This window comes from Aureimonas sp. CAS, assembly GCF_059838215.1.
On record NZ_CM187563.1, the window covers coordinates 3,144,870 to 3,159,052 of the forward strand.

Annotated in this window: 12 protein-coding genes; 8 read left to right on the forward strand and 4 right to left on the reverse strand. The window is 67.1% G+C overall.

Going from position 1 to position 14,183, the window contains the following annotated elements; all coding sequences use genetic code 11:
- Positions 1-319: 319 nt before the first annotated feature.
- The 6 genes from AC6R2M_RS15170 to AC6R2M_RS15195 all read left to right on the forward strand — a co-directional run bounded on the left by AC6R2M_RS15170 (position 320) and on the right by AC6R2M_RS15195 (position 7,069).
- On the forward strand, positions 320-814 hold the full coding sequence (locus tag AC6R2M_RS15170) for a TadE/TadG family type IV pilus assembly protein (RefSeq protein WP_500483545.1): 495 nt from the start codon (positions 320-322) through the stop codon (positions 812-814).
- 7 nt (positions 815-821) lie between these two features.
- A complete protein-coding gene (locus AC6R2M_RS15175) occupies positions 822-1,364 on the forward strand; it encodes a TadE/TadG family type IV pilus assembly protein (RefSeq protein ID WP_500483547.1) in 543 nt (180 codons plus the stop codon).
- A 38-nt stretch (positions 1,365-1,402) separates the two neighbouring features.
- The gene (locus AC6R2M_RS15180; RefSeq protein WP_500483549.1) at positions 1,403-3,205 is read left to right on the forward strand and encodes a pilus assembly protein TadG-related protein; all 1,803 of its coding nucleotides are present in this window, start codon (positions 1,403-1,405) and stop codon (positions 3,203-3,205) included.
- Between the two features lie 152 nt (positions 3,206-3,357).
- A complete protein-coding gene (locus AC6R2M_RS15185; RefSeq protein ID WP_500483551.1) occupies positions 3,358-4,317 on the forward strand; it encodes a TAXI family TRAP transporter solute-binding subunit in 960 nt (319 codons plus the stop codon).
- Between the two features lie 140 nt (positions 4,318-4,457).
- Complete coding sequence (locus tag AC6R2M_RS15190; RefSeq protein WP_500483553.1) at positions 4,458-6,620, forward strand: TRAP transporter permease; 2,163 nt, start codon at positions 4,458-4,460, stop codon at positions 6,618-6,620.
- Positions 6,617-7,069, forward strand: a complete 453-nt coding sequence (locus AC6R2M_RS15195) for a DUF1850 domain-containing protein (RefSeq protein ID WP_500483555.1) — start codon at positions 6,617-6,619, stop codon at positions 7,067-7,069. The genes AC6R2M_RS15190 and AC6R2M_RS15195 overlap by 4 nt, the downstream gene beginning before the upstream one ends.
- Positions 7,070-7,183: 114 nt before the next feature.
- On the opposite strand, the gene AC6R2M_RS15200 is transcribed toward AC6R2M_RS15195, so the two are convergent.
- The 4 genes from AC6R2M_RS15200 to AC6R2M_RS15215 all read right to left on the reverse strand — a co-directional run bounded on the left by AC6R2M_RS15200 (position 7,184) and on the right by AC6R2M_RS15215 (position 11,439).
- Positions 7,184-8,143 carry a D-2-hydroxyacid dehydrogenase family protein gene (locus tag AC6R2M_RS15200; protein ID WP_500483557.1) on the reverse strand — a complete coding sequence of 320 codons (960 nt, stop codon included), beginning with the start codon at positions 8,141-8,143 and terminating at the stop codon, positions 7,184-7,186.
- Positions 8,144-8,259: 116 nt separating this feature from the next.
- Positions 8,260-9,837: a tripartite tricarboxylate transporter permease gene (locus AC6R2M_RS15205; RefSeq protein WP_500483559.1), complete on the reverse strand. Its 1,578-nt coding sequence runs from the start codon at positions 9,835-9,837 to the stop codon at positions 8,260-8,262.
- A 28-nt stretch (positions 9,838-9,865) separates the two neighbouring features.
- Positions 9,866-10,363 carry a tripartite tricarboxylate transporter TctB family protein gene (locus AC6R2M_RS15210; RefSeq protein ID WP_500483561.1) on the reverse strand — a complete coding sequence of 166 codons (498 nt, stop codon included), beginning with the start codon at positions 10,361-10,363 and terminating at the stop codon, positions 9,866-9,868.
- Between the two features lie 83 nt (positions 10,364-10,446).
- Entirely contained in the window at positions 10,447-11,439 is a 993-nt protein-coding gene (locus AC6R2M_RS15215) for a Bug family tripartite tricarboxylate transporter substrate binding protein (protein WP_500483563.1), read from the reverse strand.
- Positions 11,440-11,847: 408 nt separating this feature from the next.
- Here AC6R2M_RS15215 and AC6R2M_RS15220 point away from each other — a divergent pair, with 408 nt between their 5' ends.
- Together AC6R2M_RS15220 and AC6R2M_RS15225 are read left to right on the forward strand one after the other, a co-directional pair.
- Entirely contained in the window at positions 11,848-13,230 is a 1,383-nt protein-coding gene (locus AC6R2M_RS15220) for an MmgE/PrpD family protein (protein ID WP_500483565.1), read from the forward strand.
- A 126-nt stretch (positions 13,231-13,356) separates the two neighbouring features.
- Complete coding sequence (locus tag AC6R2M_RS15225) at positions 13,357-14,088, forward strand: FCD domain-containing protein (RefSeq protein ID WP_500483566.1); 732 nt, start codon at positions 13,357-13,359, stop codon at positions 14,086-14,088.
- The last annotated feature ends 95 nt before the right edge of the window (positions 14,089-14,183 follow it).

A 14,183-nucleotide genomic window follows, 5' to 3' on the forward strand; every position in this document is an offset into this window, starting at 1 on the left:
GGACGGAGGCGCGCCCGGCGCGGCCCTGTCCGGCGCGGCCCCGACCCGCGCATGCCATAGCGGCTCATTCTTCCGCCGCCGGGTCCGCGCGCGCAACCGGTCGCACGAGACAAGTTTTGTCGCCTCCCGATATCGGCACCCTATGGGCGGACGCGAAGCTCCGCCGCCACAGCCTCATGGAGAAGAAATCATAGGTCGAAATCGCTTCTGAGATTTCAGGCTCTTTTTATGGTTTTGCGGTCCATTCGGGCGCATGAGCCGTTCGCCGAGCCCCACGCTTCGAGCCTTTCTCCGACGCTTCCGGCGCGACCGGTCGGGCGTGACCGCCGTCGAGTTCGCGCTCATCGCCGGCCCCTTCTTCTTCATCATCTTCGCCATCATCGAGACCGCGCTCGCGACGACGGCGGGGGTGTTCCTGAACGACGCGGTCAACACCGCCGCCCGCAACGTCCTCACCGGGCAGGTCCAGGCGAGCGACATGGACGCGGACGGCTTCCGTGCCCAGATCTGCGACCGCGTGGATATCCTGATGTCCTGCGACCGGCTGAAGCTCGACCTTCGGACCTATCCGGCCGGAACCCCGATCCCGGACTTCCAGATGAAGGACGGCAGCATCGACTCGTCCACCTTCTGCTTCGATCCGGGCGCTCAGGACACGATCACGGTGCTGCGCGCCTACTACGAATGGCCCTGGACGACCGCCGTCCTGAACCGGCTGGCGTCGGACACCAACGGCAATGCCATCCTCTATTCCGTCGCCGCCTTCATGAACGAGCCGTTCGGGAGCGTGACGAGCCAGCACGTGACCTGTTGAGCCCGGCATGTCGCCCTTGAAGCGCCTCCTCTCCCGTTTCAGGACCGACCGCCGCGGCGCGGTCGCGGTGGAGTTCGCCCTCATCCTGCCGGTGATGCTCCTCTTCTACCTCGGCACCTTCGAGGCGTCCCAGGCGATCATCGCCAAGCGCAAGGTGGACAGCGCGGCGGAAACCGTCGGCGGCATCATCGCCCGCTCGCCGGCCATGAATTCCACCCGCATGGCCAATGTCATGCTGGTCTCCAACGCCCTCGTCGGCACCTCCGGCAGGGACAAGCTCGAGATCACCGTCACGACGGTGACCGTCGACGCCGACGGGAAGGCGACCATCGACTGGGAACGGCGCGGATCGGTCGCCGGGCGTGCGAAGGGCACCCGCTACACCCTGCCGACCGAGCTCCGGGGCATCAAGGACGCCTATTTCGTCCTCTCGACCGTCAGCTACACGCACCGCCCCCTGTTCGATTTCGCAATTCCCGAGGCGGGACTGCGCTTCGAGCGGACCTTTTCGCACCGTCCTCGCAGGGGCAGCGTCATCCCATGGTCCTGAACTCCGATCCCATCCGCAGAGAGCGTCGGGGACGCGGTATGAAGGCGATCGGCAGGCTCGCCCTCGACCGCCGGGGCAACGTCGCGATCATCTTCGCGCTTCTGACGCCGCTCTTCGTCATCGTCGCGGGTCTCGCCGTCGACACCTCCAAGGTGGAGGCGGCGAAGTGGAGCATGCAGCGCTCGTTGGACGCGGCGGCGCTCGGCGCAGCCAAGGAGTTCGGCCGCACCTCCGACCATGCCGAGATCGAGAAATGGGCGCGGGCGATGTTCTTCGCCAACGAGGCTCGCGGCGCGCAGGACAACACGGACTTCGTCTATGAGGGCGTCACGCGGGTCGGCGGCGACAACGTCCTGCGCGTTTCAGCCTCGCGCGACGAGCCGACCTTCTTCGGCACGGCGATCAAGGGGCTGACCGGCGGCCGGATCGACCACGAGACCTGGCATCTGGCGATGTCGAGCGAGGTCGTCGTGCGCAACCGCTCGGTCGAGATGGCGCTGGTTCTCGACAATTCCGGCTCGATGAGGGACCCGCCCGCCGGCGGCGGGACCGTCAAGATGACGACGCTGAAAGACGCGACCGAGCGCCTCGTCGAGCAGCTTCTCGCGCCGCGCCCGCTGGCCAACAACGTGGACCCCGTCAAGATTTCGGTCGTGCCCTTCGCGGGCTCGGTGAATGTCGGCACGCAATATGCCAACGCCTCATGGATGGACACAGTCGGCATCAACCCGATGCATCACGACGACCTCGATTGGACCAATTGGCGGGTGGGTGGCCGGATGGCCGTTCGCTGGGTCGACGGCTCATGGCGCGATACGCTGGGCAACCCGCTAACCCGTTTTACGATGTTCGAGCGCACACGATCCCTGGGTGGATCCAGTTGGGGATGGGGCGGGTGCATCGCCTCACGGCCCGAAGGCCATGCGGTAACCGATGCCGCGCCCACCTCAAGCCGACCCGCAACTCTCTTTGTACCGTTGTTTTCGCCTTCCGAGTACTATTGGTACAATACTTACTGGTATCTGCGAAATGGATACATGGACGATTCATCGTCGTCCAGCGGTGACCTTAACAACCTGAGAGTCCAACGTGACGTCCGCCGATACTTTGACTCTTCGCGCATCAACAATCGCTCGCCTGGCTCAGGCATTCCGGCTCCAAGCCCGAACTATCTTTGCACCACGACCCCGATCACACCACTCACGGCGTCGCGCTCGAACGTTCTTTCAGCGGTCCGCGCCATGCAGCCTTTGGGCGGCACGAACATCGCCGAGGGTCTCGCTTGGGGCTGGCGTACGTTGTCGAGCGGCGAGCCGTTTACTGAAGGTCGTCCCCGCGACACGAAAGAGAACCTGAAGGTTCTCGTCCTGATGACGGATGGCGAGAACACCTACAATGCAGGTTCTCCTCAGATAGAAATGAACAACGCTAACAGATCGGCTTTCGGCACCTACGGCTTCGGCCAGATCATTGAGAAGAATCCGCTGACAGGTCACGAGATTCTTCGCACGGGACGCATGTTCGAGGCGACGCCCTCGGTCCAAGCGAGAGCTGCGATCGCCAACATCACGGAGTCGATGAACGTGGCGATGAGCCTCGTCTGCGAGAACATGAAGAAGGACGGCTCGAACGACGACGGCGGCGACGGCGTGGTGGTCTTCACCATCGCCTTCGACCTCAAGGACGGCAGCCCGGTGAAGGAGCGGCTACGCAACTGCGCCTCGAACGGCATCGATGGAAGAGGCGCCAAGCTCTACTACGACGCGCGCAACTCCAACGATCTGCTCGCGGCCTTCTCCGCCATCAGCGACGAGATCTCGGCCCTTCGCATCGCGCGCTGAGAAGCGTCGGACGGGCGCGGCGGACTGTCCCGAAACCCGGCCATCGGGCGATGCCCGCTTGTCATGCCCGCAGGGTCGTTGTAGCGCTCGTTGGAGGGCGATCGGGTGCCGCAAGGGGAGCTCCGTACGGTCGCCGCGTTCTGGGAGGAACAATGCTGAACCTACGCCATAGAGCCGCCATCGGCGCCTTCGCGCTCGCCTTCGCCGCCTCCGCGCCCGTCGCGGCCAAGGCCCAGGACTTCATCAACGTGCTGACGGGCGGCACCTCGGGCGTCTACTACCCGCTCGGCGTCGCGCTTTCGGAAATCTACGGCGAAGGCATCGAGGGCGCGCGCACGCAGGTCCAGGCCACCAAGGCGTCCGTCGAGAATCTGAACCTTCTCGAGCAGGGCCGCGGCGAGATCGGCTTCTCGCTCGGCGATTCGCTGGTCGCCGGCTGGGAGGGCGACACCGAGGCGGGCTTCCGCCAGCCGCTGACCAAGCTGCGCCGCATCGCGGCGATCTATCCGAACTACATCCAGCTCGTCGCGACCGCCGACAGCGGCATCACCACGCTCGAGGATCTGCGCGGGAAGAGCCTGTCGGTCGGCGCGCCGGCCTCGGGCACCGAGCTGAACAGCCGCGCGATCCTGGAAGCGGCCGGCATGAGCTATTCCGATCTCGGCCAGGTCCAGTACCTGCCCTTCGCCGAGTCGGTCGAGCTGATGAAGAACCGCCAGCTCGACGCGACGCTCCAGTCCGCGGGGCTCGGCGTCGCCTCGATCCAGGATCTGTCGACCACCAACCCGACCACGATCGTCGAGATCCCGGCCACGCTGGTCGATTCCATCGGGGCTCCCTATCAGTCGGCGGTCATCCCGGCCGGCACCTATCGGGGCCAGGATGCGGATGTGGAGACGGCGGCGGTCGTCAACTTCCTGGTGACCCATGAGGACGTCAGCGACGAGACGGCCTACCAGATGACCAAGCTTCTCTTCGAGAACCTGCCGCGCATGGTTTCGGCCCATTCGGCCGCATCGGCGATCTCGCTGGAGACGGCGGTCGGCGAAAGCCCCGTCCCGCTGCATCCCGGCGCCGAGCGCTATTATCGCGAGGTCGGCGCGATCCAGTAGCGGATCGGCCGCTGAGCTCGAAGGTTGGCTGACGGGCAGAGCGTCGTGCGTCCGGATCGGACGCGCGGCGCTCTGCCGTCGCCGTTGGGTTTCGATCGGCAACGCGGGGGCGGCAGCCCGCCGCACGAGGTCAGGCGCAGATGACGACGCATTCGAAGGTCGATGGCGCGCGGGCCGAAGAGGCGCTCGGGCAGGCGCCGATGGCCGCATCCGCCGAGGCGCCGTCCGACGCCGAACACGGCCTGCCGGGCGGTTTCGGAACGGGCCTGACCGGAACGATCGTCTTCGGCATCGCGATCGCCTTCTCGGTCTTCCAGCTCTGGGTGGCGGCCTATCACTCGATCCCGAGCCAGGTCGTGCGGTCGATGCATGTCGGCTTCGTGCTTCTGCTCGGCTTCACGCTCATCGCCAATCTGACGGGCGGCTCGGCGCTGAAGAAGGCGATGCTCTGGACCATGGGCATCGTCGGTTTCGGGGTCGGCGCCTATTACTGGGTCTTCTACGCCGATCTGATCCTTCGCGAAGGCGGCTTCCTCGAGCCGCAGGATCTGGTGGTCGGCACGCTGCTGATCGTCCTCGTCTTCGAGGCGACGCGGCGTCTGATGGGCCCGGCCCTGCCGATCGTGGCGGGCATCTTCCTCCTGTACGGGCTCTTCGGGGAGTATGCGCCGGGCGTCCTCGCCCATCGCGGCTACGGCTTCGACCAGATCATCGGCCAGCTCGGCTTCGGCACCGAGGGCATCTACGGGACGCCGGTCTACGTCTCGTCGAGCTACATCTTCCTGTTCATCCTGTTCGGGGCGTTCCTGGAGCGCGCCGGGATGATCAAGCTCTTCACCGACGTCTCGCTCGGCATGGTGGGACACACCAAGGGCGGACCTGCGAAGGTCGCGGTGGTCTCCTCCGCGATGATGGGGACGATCTCGGGCTCGGGCGTGGCCAATGTCGTCACCACCGGCCAGTTCACCATCCCCCTGATGAAGCGCTTCGGCTACAAGCCGGCCTTCGCGGGCGGCGTGGAGGCGGTGTCCTCGATGGGCGGCCAGATCATGCCGCCGGTGATGGGCGCGGTCGCCTTCATCATGGCCGAGACCCTGAACATCCCCTACGCGCAGGTGGTCCTGGCCGCGATCATCCCGGCCGCCCTCTACTTCTTCTCGGCGTTCTGGATGGTGCATCTGGAGGCGGGAAAGCGGAACCTCCGCGGCATGAGCGCGGCGGAACTGCCGAGCGCGATCGGCGCGCTGAAGGCCGGCTGGTACCTGATCATTCCGCTCGCCGTCCTCGTCTATCTCCTGTTCTCCGGCTACACGCCGCTCTTCGCCGGCACGATGGGTCTGGCGCTGACCGCGGTCCTCATCCTCGGCGGCGCGATCAGCCGCGGCCTTCCGCACGAGGCGGTCCGCTACCTGTTCTGGATCATGCTCGGGCTGATCTGCGCGTCCTTCTTCCGCTACGGCATCAACGTCGTGCTCATGACGATCGCGGCGCTCGTCGCGGTGAACTTCGTCGTGAAGGGCGGCCGCGAGACGCTCGTCACCGCGCGCGACGCGCTCGCGGACGGCGCCAAGAACGCGCTGCCCGTGGCGATCGCCTGCGCGATGGTCGGCGTCATCATCGGCACGCTCAGCCTCACCGGCTCGGCCTCGACCTTCGCCTCCTTCATCGTGCGCATCGGCGAGCACAGCCTGTTCGTCTCGCTCGTCCTGACCATGCTCACCTGCCTCGTGCTCGGCATGGGCATCCCGACGATCCCCAACTACATCATCACCTCCTCGATCGCCGGACCGGCCCTGCTGGAACTCGGCGTCCCCCTCCTCGTCAGCCACATGTTCGTCTTCTACTTCGGCATCCTGGCGGATCTGACGCCGCCGGTCGCGCTCGCGGCCTTCGCGGCCGCGCCGATCGCCAAGGAATCCGGCATGAAGATCGGCATGCAGGCGTTGAAGATCGCGCTGGCCGGCTTCGTCATCCCCTTCATGGCCGTCTATACGCCGGCCTTGATGCTGCAGGACGGCGGGCCGCTGGCGGCATCGATCGGCTATGCGCCGGCGGTCGCCTACATCGTCCTCAAAGCCGTGCTCTCGATCGTTCTGTGGGGCGCGGCGGCCATCGGCTTCCTTCTGGTTCCGCTTGCGTGGTGGGAACGCCTGCTGGCGACCACTGCCGCGTTCACCCTCGTTCTGGCGCTGCCGGTCACCGACGAGGTCGGCTTCGCGCTCGCGGCCCTTGCGATCGGCCTGCAGGTCTGGCGCAGCCGCGCCGCCACCGCCGCGAAGGCCGGCACGATCACCCCGCGATGACGCTGTGCCTTGGGGCGGGCGCCGCCACGCTCGCTCTGACGCTGGGCAGCTTCACCCTGAGCTGGACGCATTCGGTCGAGCGGATCGAGTGGCGCGAACACTGGGCCGTGGAGCGCGACGGGCTCGTCCTGCGTCAGGCCGCGGTGAAGGGATCCGGGGCGGGCATGGAGGTGCCGGACGACGCGATCCTGCGCGATGGCTTCTGGTTCTACGAGCCCCGGCTTCCGCCGCAAACGCGCGTCTCCTTCGCCGATGCCGGTCGCGCCGGGTCGGACTGGACGCTCTGCGACGGCGAGCGCTGCGCGGCGCTGCGCTCGCTCCTGCCCGTCGAGGGCAACGGGTTCTCGATGGAAGCCTGCGAGCGGAGCGGCATCGGGCTCTCGCAGGCGATCGCCGAAGCGGGCGACCGCCGACCTCTGGCCGGAGAGCATCCGATCGGAGCGCGCTGAGGCGGGACCGCTGGCCGCCCTTGGCCTCGCCTCGCCGTGATCACTCCACGCCCGCGTTCGGCACGATTTGGGCGTCGCTCGTCTCGGCGTCGGGCGCATCGGACCGTCGATGCGTCACGGCTCCTCGGCCTCGATCACCCGGATGGGCGCGCCGGCGCGGAACGCCTCGATGGCATCCACGAAGCCGGTGTAGAAGATCGAATAGGCCTCGCGCGTGACATAGCCGATATGGGGCGTCGCGATCAGGTTTGGCACGCGGCGGAGCGGATCATCCGCCGGCAGCGGCTCGGTGTCGTACACGTCCAAGGCCGCGTTACGCAGCCGGCCCTGCGTGAGGGCCTCCGAAAGGGCCGCCGCATCGACGATGGGCCCGCGCGAGGTGTTGATCAGCGAGGCGTCCGGCTTCATCAGCGCCAGCTCGGACGCGCCGACGAGACCCTGGCTGCGCGCCGACAGTACGAGGTGGATGGTGACGAAGTCCGCCGTGCGGAACAGTTCGTCCTTCTCCACCCTACGGACGCCGACCTCCTGCGCCCGCTCGCGGGTCAAGTTGGGGCTCCACGCGACGACGTCCATTTCGAGCGCGCGGGCAAAGCGCGCCACGCGGGCTCCGAGCTTGCCGAGACCGACGACGCCGAGCGTGGCGCCGGCGAGATCGCGCCCGACCCCCGTCTGCCAACCGCCCTCGCGAACCGACTGGGCCTCCGACACGAGATCGCGCGCACATGCGAACAGGAGCCCCAGCGTCAGCTCCGCGGCGGCCGGGCCGGAGCGGGGCGTGCCGCAGACCGGGATGCCTCTTCGCGTCGCGGCCCCCACGTCGATCGACGCGTTGCGCTCGCCCGCCGTCACGATCAGCTTCAGCTCGGGCAGCCCCTCGATGACGTCGGCGGGCAGCGGTGTCCGCTCGCGCATGGCGCACACGACGTCGAAGCCCCGCAGCGCCTCGACGAGCCTCGCCTTGTCGGCGATGTGCTCGCGGAACGGGACGATCTGACAGTCGCCGGGCAGGCGGTCCCAATCCGCCATCGACAAGGCGAGTCCCTGATAGTCGTCGAGCACCGCGATCTTCATTCCGTTCTCCCTCGGTTGTCCCCGCCAACGATCGGACGGCGCACGGGCCCGGCGCGACCGACGATCGCGCCGAGCCGTTCGGCATCCCGGCGCCGACGCGCCGACGGCGGCCGCCCTCAGTTCCGCCCCGCCGCTCCCGCGCCGGTGTCCGGCATGTCCGCCTGACGGGCCAGCGCCTCCATCGCCGCGCTCTCGGCCTCCTCGGCCCGCACCTGCTTGCGCTTGCCCCAGGCGGTCATCGCCATGGAGAAGAACATGATGGCGAACAATGCCATCGCTCCCGGGCGCTGGAACAGATAGGTCGGGTCGCCGCCGGACAGCTGGTAGGAGCGAAGGAACTCCGTCTCCAGCATGCTGCCGAGCAGGAGACCGACCACGACCGCCGCGACCGGATAGTCGAACTTCACGAGCAGGAAGCCGATCAGCGAAAAGACGAAGAGGGTGATCGGACCGGAAATCGAGCCCTCGACCGCATAGGTTCCCATCGTGGCGATGACGAGGATCGCCGGCAGGATGAACCGGGTGCGCACCCGCACGATGTTGGACACGGCGTAGATGAAGCCGATGCCGACGACGAGGAGGACGATCGCCTGGACGATGTTGTTCAGGATGATCGCGTAGACCATGTCCTTCTGCGTCTCGATGAACTGCGGGCCCGGCACGATGTTGTGCATCATGAAGGCGGCCAGCAGGATCGCCGTGGCGCCGCCGCCGGGAATTCCGAGGGCCAGCATCGTGGCCATCGAGCCGCCCTCGGAACTCGCGACCGCCGATTCGGCCGCGATGACGCCCTTCGGATTGCCCTTGCCGAAGCTCGACGGGTCCTTCGACGTGCGCTTGGTCTCGGCATAGGCGATCAGATTGCCGAGCGAGGAGCCGACGCCCGGAACGGCGCCGATGACGATGCCGATGATCGAGCCCCGGAACAGGACGCCGGGATGGCGGAACGTCTGCCAGCAGCCCGACAGGATGCGGCGGATCGAGACCTCCCGGGAGCCCTCAGCCTCGATGATGTAGTCCTTGCCGGTCAAAGACAGGAGCTGGCCCGAGGCCAGAAGGCCGATCATCGCGGGGATGGGCGAGATGCCGTCGAGCAGCGTCGGCATGCCCATGGTGCCGCGCACGAAGCCCGCCGTGTTCATGCCGATGCCGCCGAGGAGCAGGCCGAAGGCGGCGGCGAAGAGGCCCCGGCTGATATATCGCGAGCCGAGCGAGCCGATCAGGAGCATGCCCCACACGGCGACCGCGAACATTTCCAGCGGTCCGATCCGAAGCACGACGTTGGCGAGCGGCTCCACCACGACGAGAAGCAGGAGATAGCCGACGATGCCGCAGATCGTGGAGGCGAAGAGGGCGTAGCCGAGCGCCTCGTTGTGCTGGCCCTTCTTCGACATGGCGTAGCCGTCGAAGGTCGTGGCGTAGGACGAGGGCGAGCCCGGAATGTTCATCAGGATCGCCGGAACCGACCCGCCGAACCCCGCTCCCGTGTAGACGGACGTGAGGAAGACGATCGCCGGGAAGAAGTCCATGTAGAGGGACATCGGCAGGACGATGGCCATGGCCATCGTGATGGAAACGCCGGGAATGGCGCTGAAGATCAGCCCGATGATGAGGCCGGGGATGATCCACCCCCAGGAGCCGGCCGACGTGGCCATGATCCCGAAGGCGCTGAAGAGGGCGTCCATGTCGATCATGTTGCGGATGTCCTTGAGAGGGCCCGGCTCACAGGAGCGCGGTGACCATGGGGTAGGGCATGAGCGCCCGGAAGCCGTAGACGGTGACCAGCGTCACGATGAGCGGGTAGAGGACGAGGAAGAGCGGGCGGCGCTCGCCGCAGATGAGCATCGTCACGAGCGAGAAGACGAGGATGCCGACGTCGAACCCGACGGTCTTGAGCGTGAAGACGAAGACTCCGAGAGCGACGCCCAGCATCGCGACACGCGCCAGCGCCCGGCCTTCCGGGAGTTTGGGCTGAAGCGGGTCGTCGAGGGGAGCGGCCTCGGCCGCAGGCTCGACGTCGGCCCGCCGGACGCACTGGACGGCGATGAAGACGTAGAGGATCAACAGCGTGATCGAGAGGGGCTGGACGAGCAGCAGGTTGTTGATGCTGAGCGAGACCGAGCGTGCGTCCAGGAGATACCAGAGCACGAAGGCGGCCATGGTCGTGACGAAGGCCAGATGCAGCCAGTCGACATGATATTGCTGACGCAGGATGCGCATGGAACGGCTCCGGTGGAAGGAAGGCTGGGGCGCCCGCCGCGCCGGGAGACGGTCCGGGGCGGCGGACGAGGACGACGGAGCGCTCACTCGCCCCTGAAGAGAGCCTCGTGCCTCTGCATGGTCGCGGCGTTCTCGAGGAAGGCCTGCGTCGAGGCCTCGGGGCCGTACCAGGTGGCGGAGAGCTCCTGGAGGCGAAGCGCCTCGATGGCCTCGGGGTTCTGGGAAGCCCTCTCGATGGCGCCGAGCAGCGTGGCGTAGACCTCGGGCTTCTCCTCCTTCACGGCGGAGGCCAAGACCCAGCCGCGCTGCGACCCGTCGACAAATTCCTGCTCGATGCCGAGCGAACCGATCGTCTGGGCGTCCGGCCACCAGTCCGGCGCCTCCTCGGCATAGACCGCCAGCGGCTTGATCTTCGTCTTGAGGGGCACGAACCCCTCCCCGCCGACGAAGGCGAGATCGACCTGTCCGCCCGCGGCCGCGTTGCGGACCGGCCCGCCCCCGTCATAGGTCACGATGCGGAGCCGGTCGGTTTCGACCCCGGCCGCCTGCATCGTCAGCATCATGTTCACGTAATCCGCCGACGCCGGCTGCACCCCGATCGACAGGCTGGTGGGATCGGCCTTCAACTGCTCGAGCGCCGCCGGAAGGCTCTCGATCTCGCTGTCGGCATGGGTCGCGGCGAAGGTGAAGTCGCGCGAGGGCAGGTTGATGACCGCGAAATCCTCGATCGCGTAGGGCGCGTTCTGGAGGAGGATGGTCAGAGGAATGAAGGGCGACACGGAGGTGCAGAGGATCGTGTAGCCGTCCGGCTCCTGCATCAGCGCGTAGGTGTGCCCCAGCTGGGTCCCGGCCCCTTCCTGATTGACGATCACGAGCGGCTGACCGATCTCGCGTTCGATGTAGGGCGCGAAGGCACGAGCCAGACGGTCGTTGTAGCCGCCGGCCTTGAAGGGCACGACCACGTTGATCGGGCGCGAGGGATAGTCCTGCGCGACGACGGGCGTCGGCGACAGGAGGGAGACGGACAGAAGGACCGCTCCCCCCAGCGCGCCGATGCGGCGGATGGCACGTCGCATGGATAGGTTCATTGTGTTCCTCCCGTTGAGACCCGTCGGCGCGCGATTGCCGCCGCCCGACCGGATCGATGACCGGAGACCCTCCCGCTCCGAACGGGCCAACCCTGCGTCCGCTTCATCTAATTGTCAACAGTTTGCGAAACGAGAAAGATCGGAAACTTTCCGTTCGTTGTTTTACACCGAGACGTTCGTCAGCGGTCATCGCCTGCAAATAAGCCCGTTCCGCTCCTTCTACCCTTATACTGCCCGCCTCGTCGGCCGCCAGAGCAACATCCGTTAATTGTCGACAGTTGACATATGAGGCAACGGATGCGTAGGTCGGCTTCCCCGATACGCTGCGAACGGACCGGTCGGTCCGGCCGCATCCGACCCGCGCAGCCGCGCGCCAACCGACGAAGGATCGAACCCATGACTGAGACACAGGTGACACGGCGCCTCGCCGAGTGGATCGCCGCTCCCCGCGACCTTTCGGACATCCCGTCATCGGTCCGGGACGAAGGCGTGCGGACCTTCTTCAACTGGCTGGGCTGCGCCGTGGGCGGCGCGACGCATGAGACCGTCGATCGGGCCATCGCCGCGATCAGCCCCTTCGCCGGGCCGGCGCAGTCGAGCCTTCTGGGACGCGGCGAGCGTCTCGACGTGCCCCACGCGGCGCTCGTCAACGGCATCTCCAGCCACGTGCTCGACTACGACGACACGCATCTGAAGACGATCATCCACCCCGCCGGGCCTGTGGCGTCCGCGATCCTCGCGGTCGTGGAACACCGGCCCGTCGATGGACGGCGCTTCCTCGAAGCCTTGATCACGGGCGTGGAGGTGGAATGCCGCATCGGGAATTCCGTCTACCCGGATCATTACGATCGCGGCTGGCACATCACCGGCACGGCCGGCGTCTTCGGCGCGGCGGCGGCCGTGGCGCGCCTGCTCGATCTCGACGTGCAGCGCACGAGCTGGGCGCTCGGCATCGCCGCGACCCAGGCCTCGGGGCTTCGCGAGATGTTCGGCACCATGTGCAAGAGCTTCCATCCCGGCCGCGCCGCCCAGAACGGCCTGATGGCCGCCGTCCTGGCCGAGGCCGGCTTCGATTCCTCCGAGCGCGCGATCGAGGCGCCGCGGGGTTTCGCCAACGTCCTGTCCACCAAGCAGGACTATTCGCAGATCCTCGACGGGCTCGGCGAAGCCTGGGAGGCCGGGCTCAACTCCTACAAGCCCTTCGCCTGCGGCATCGTCATCCATCCCGCCATCGACGGCTGCCGGCAGCTGAGAGACGAACTCGGCGCCGAGACGATGGCCGGCGTGACGGCGGTTCGCCTGCGCACGCATCCGCTCGTTCTGGAACTGACCGGCAAGACCGAGCCGCGCACAGGGCTGGAGTCGAAATTCAGCGTCTACCACGCGGCGGCCTGCGCGCTTCTGCGCGGAGACGGATCACCGACCGCCTTCACCGACGAGGCGGCGAACGCGCCCGAGCTCGTCGCCCTGCGCCGCCGGGTCGCCGCCACGACCGATGAGTCGATCGAGGAGGATCAGGTCGCGATCGAGGTGGAGCTTTCCGATGGCCGGACGGTGACGCGCTTCGTCGAGCACGCGCTCGGCTCCATCCACCGCCCGCTTTCGAACGACCAGTTGACCGAGAAGTTCGCCCGGCAGGCGAACCCCGTGATCGGCGAGGGACCGACCATCGTCCTCATGGACCTGGCGTGGCATCTTGCCGACCTTCCCGACGCATCCATGGTGGCCCGCACGGCGGCATTGCGGGACGATCGTGCCATGGCCGCGGCGGCCGAATAGGACGCCTGCCGGGCCTGCCGCGGGCGGCGTCGGGCCCGGTATGCCTTTCTGTCGTCGGCCCTCGGCCGGCGGCAAAGGCGGGATGGCCGACGACCGCATTGTACATTCGGAGCGGTTTCCGCATAGATGAGCGAACTGTCGACAATAGGCATGAGCATGAGCGCTTCGACGACCCGATTTGCGGACGAACTGGCGGTCGTGAAGAGCACGTCCCTCACGAGCGCCCTCGTGGGAGAGATCGAGCGGCTGATCCTCTCCGGCGAACTCGAGCCGGGGTCGCGGATCAACGAGATCCATCTGGCCAATCGCTTCGGCACGAGCCGTGGCCCGATCCGCGAGGCGACGCGCAGCCTAGAGGCGAAGGGCCTCGTGGAGGTCGTGCGCAATCGCGGCGTCTTCGTGCGGCAGTTGACGAAGGAGGAGGCCGTCGAGATCTACGACGTGCGCTCGGCCTTGTTCGCCCAGGCCGGACGGCTTCTCGCCGAACGCATGACAGACGACATCCTGGCCCGCCTGACAGGCTTCCTGACCGAGATGGACCGGCTGGCCGAGGCCGGCGCCTTCGACGCCTATTATCCGCAGAACCTCGCCTTCCACAGCTACATCGTGGATTCGGCGGGCAACGGGACCCTGGCGGTCGAATACCGCCGCTTCGTCGACAAGCTCCATCTTTTCCGGGCGCGCAGCCTGGTTCAGGGCGGGGGTCTCGCCGTCTCCAACCGCGAGCACCGCGAAATGGTGGACGCTCTGGCATCGGGCGACGGCGAGCGCGCCTTCATCGCGCACTGGCGGCATGTCGACCGGGCCAAGAAGCGCCTGCTCGCGGCCATCGACCCGACCTCGCGCGCATCCGTGTGACGCGCTTATTTCTTACGTCTTACTATTGGCGCAACCTGCCGGCCTGCTACGGGCATCATGCATCGCGGACCCTCTCGCTAGGAGCCCGGCGAGGT

Excerpts from the sequence above, each read along its gene's own strand:
- AC6R2M_RS15205 (WP_500483559.1), bottom strand. The coding sequence starts at position 9,837 with ATGATCGACATGGACGCCCTCTTCAGCGCCTTCGGGATCATGGCCACG.
- AC6R2M_RS15225 (WP_500483566.1), top strand. The coding sequence starts at position 13,357 with ATGAGCGAACTGTCGACAATAGGCATGAGCATGAGCGCTTCGACGACC.
- AC6R2M_RS15215 (WP_500483563.1), bottom strand. The coding sequence starts at position 11,439 with ATGCGACGTGCCATCCGCCGCATCGGCGCGCTGGGGGGAGCGGTCCTT.
- AC6R2M_RS15185 (WP_500483551.1), top strand. The coding sequence starts at position 3,358 with ATGCTGAACCTACGCCATAGAGCCGCCATCGGCGCCTTCGCGCTCGCC.
- AC6R2M_RS15210 (WP_500483561.1), bottom strand. The coding sequence starts at position 10,363 with ATGCGCATCCTGCGTCAGCAATATCATGTCGACTGGCTGCATCTGGCC.
- AC6R2M_RS15180 (WP_500483549.1), top strand. The coding sequence starts at position 1,403 with ATGAAGGCGATCGGCAGGCTCGCCCTCGACCGCCGGGGCAACGTCGCG.
- AC6R2M_RS15190 (WP_500483553.1), top strand. The coding sequence starts at position 4,458 with ATGACGACGCATTCGAAGGTCGATGGCGCGCGGGCCGAAGAGGCGCTC.
- AC6R2M_RS15200 (WP_500483557.1), bottom strand. The coding sequence starts at position 8,143 with ATGAAGATCGCGGTGCTCGACGACTATCAGGGACTCGCCTTGTCGATG.
- AC6R2M_RS15175 (WP_500483547.1), top strand. The coding sequence starts at position 822 with ATGTCGCCCTTGAAGCGCCTCCTCTCCCGTTTCAGGACCGACCGCCGC.
- AC6R2M_RS15195 (WP_500483555.1), top strand. The coding sequence starts at position 6,617 with ATGACGCTGTGCCTTGGGGCGGGCGCCGCCACGCTCGCTCTGACGCTG.
- AC6R2M_RS15220 (WP_500483565.1), top strand. The coding sequence starts at position 11,848 with ATGACTGAGACACAGGTGACACGGCGCCTCGCCGAGTGGATCGCCGCT.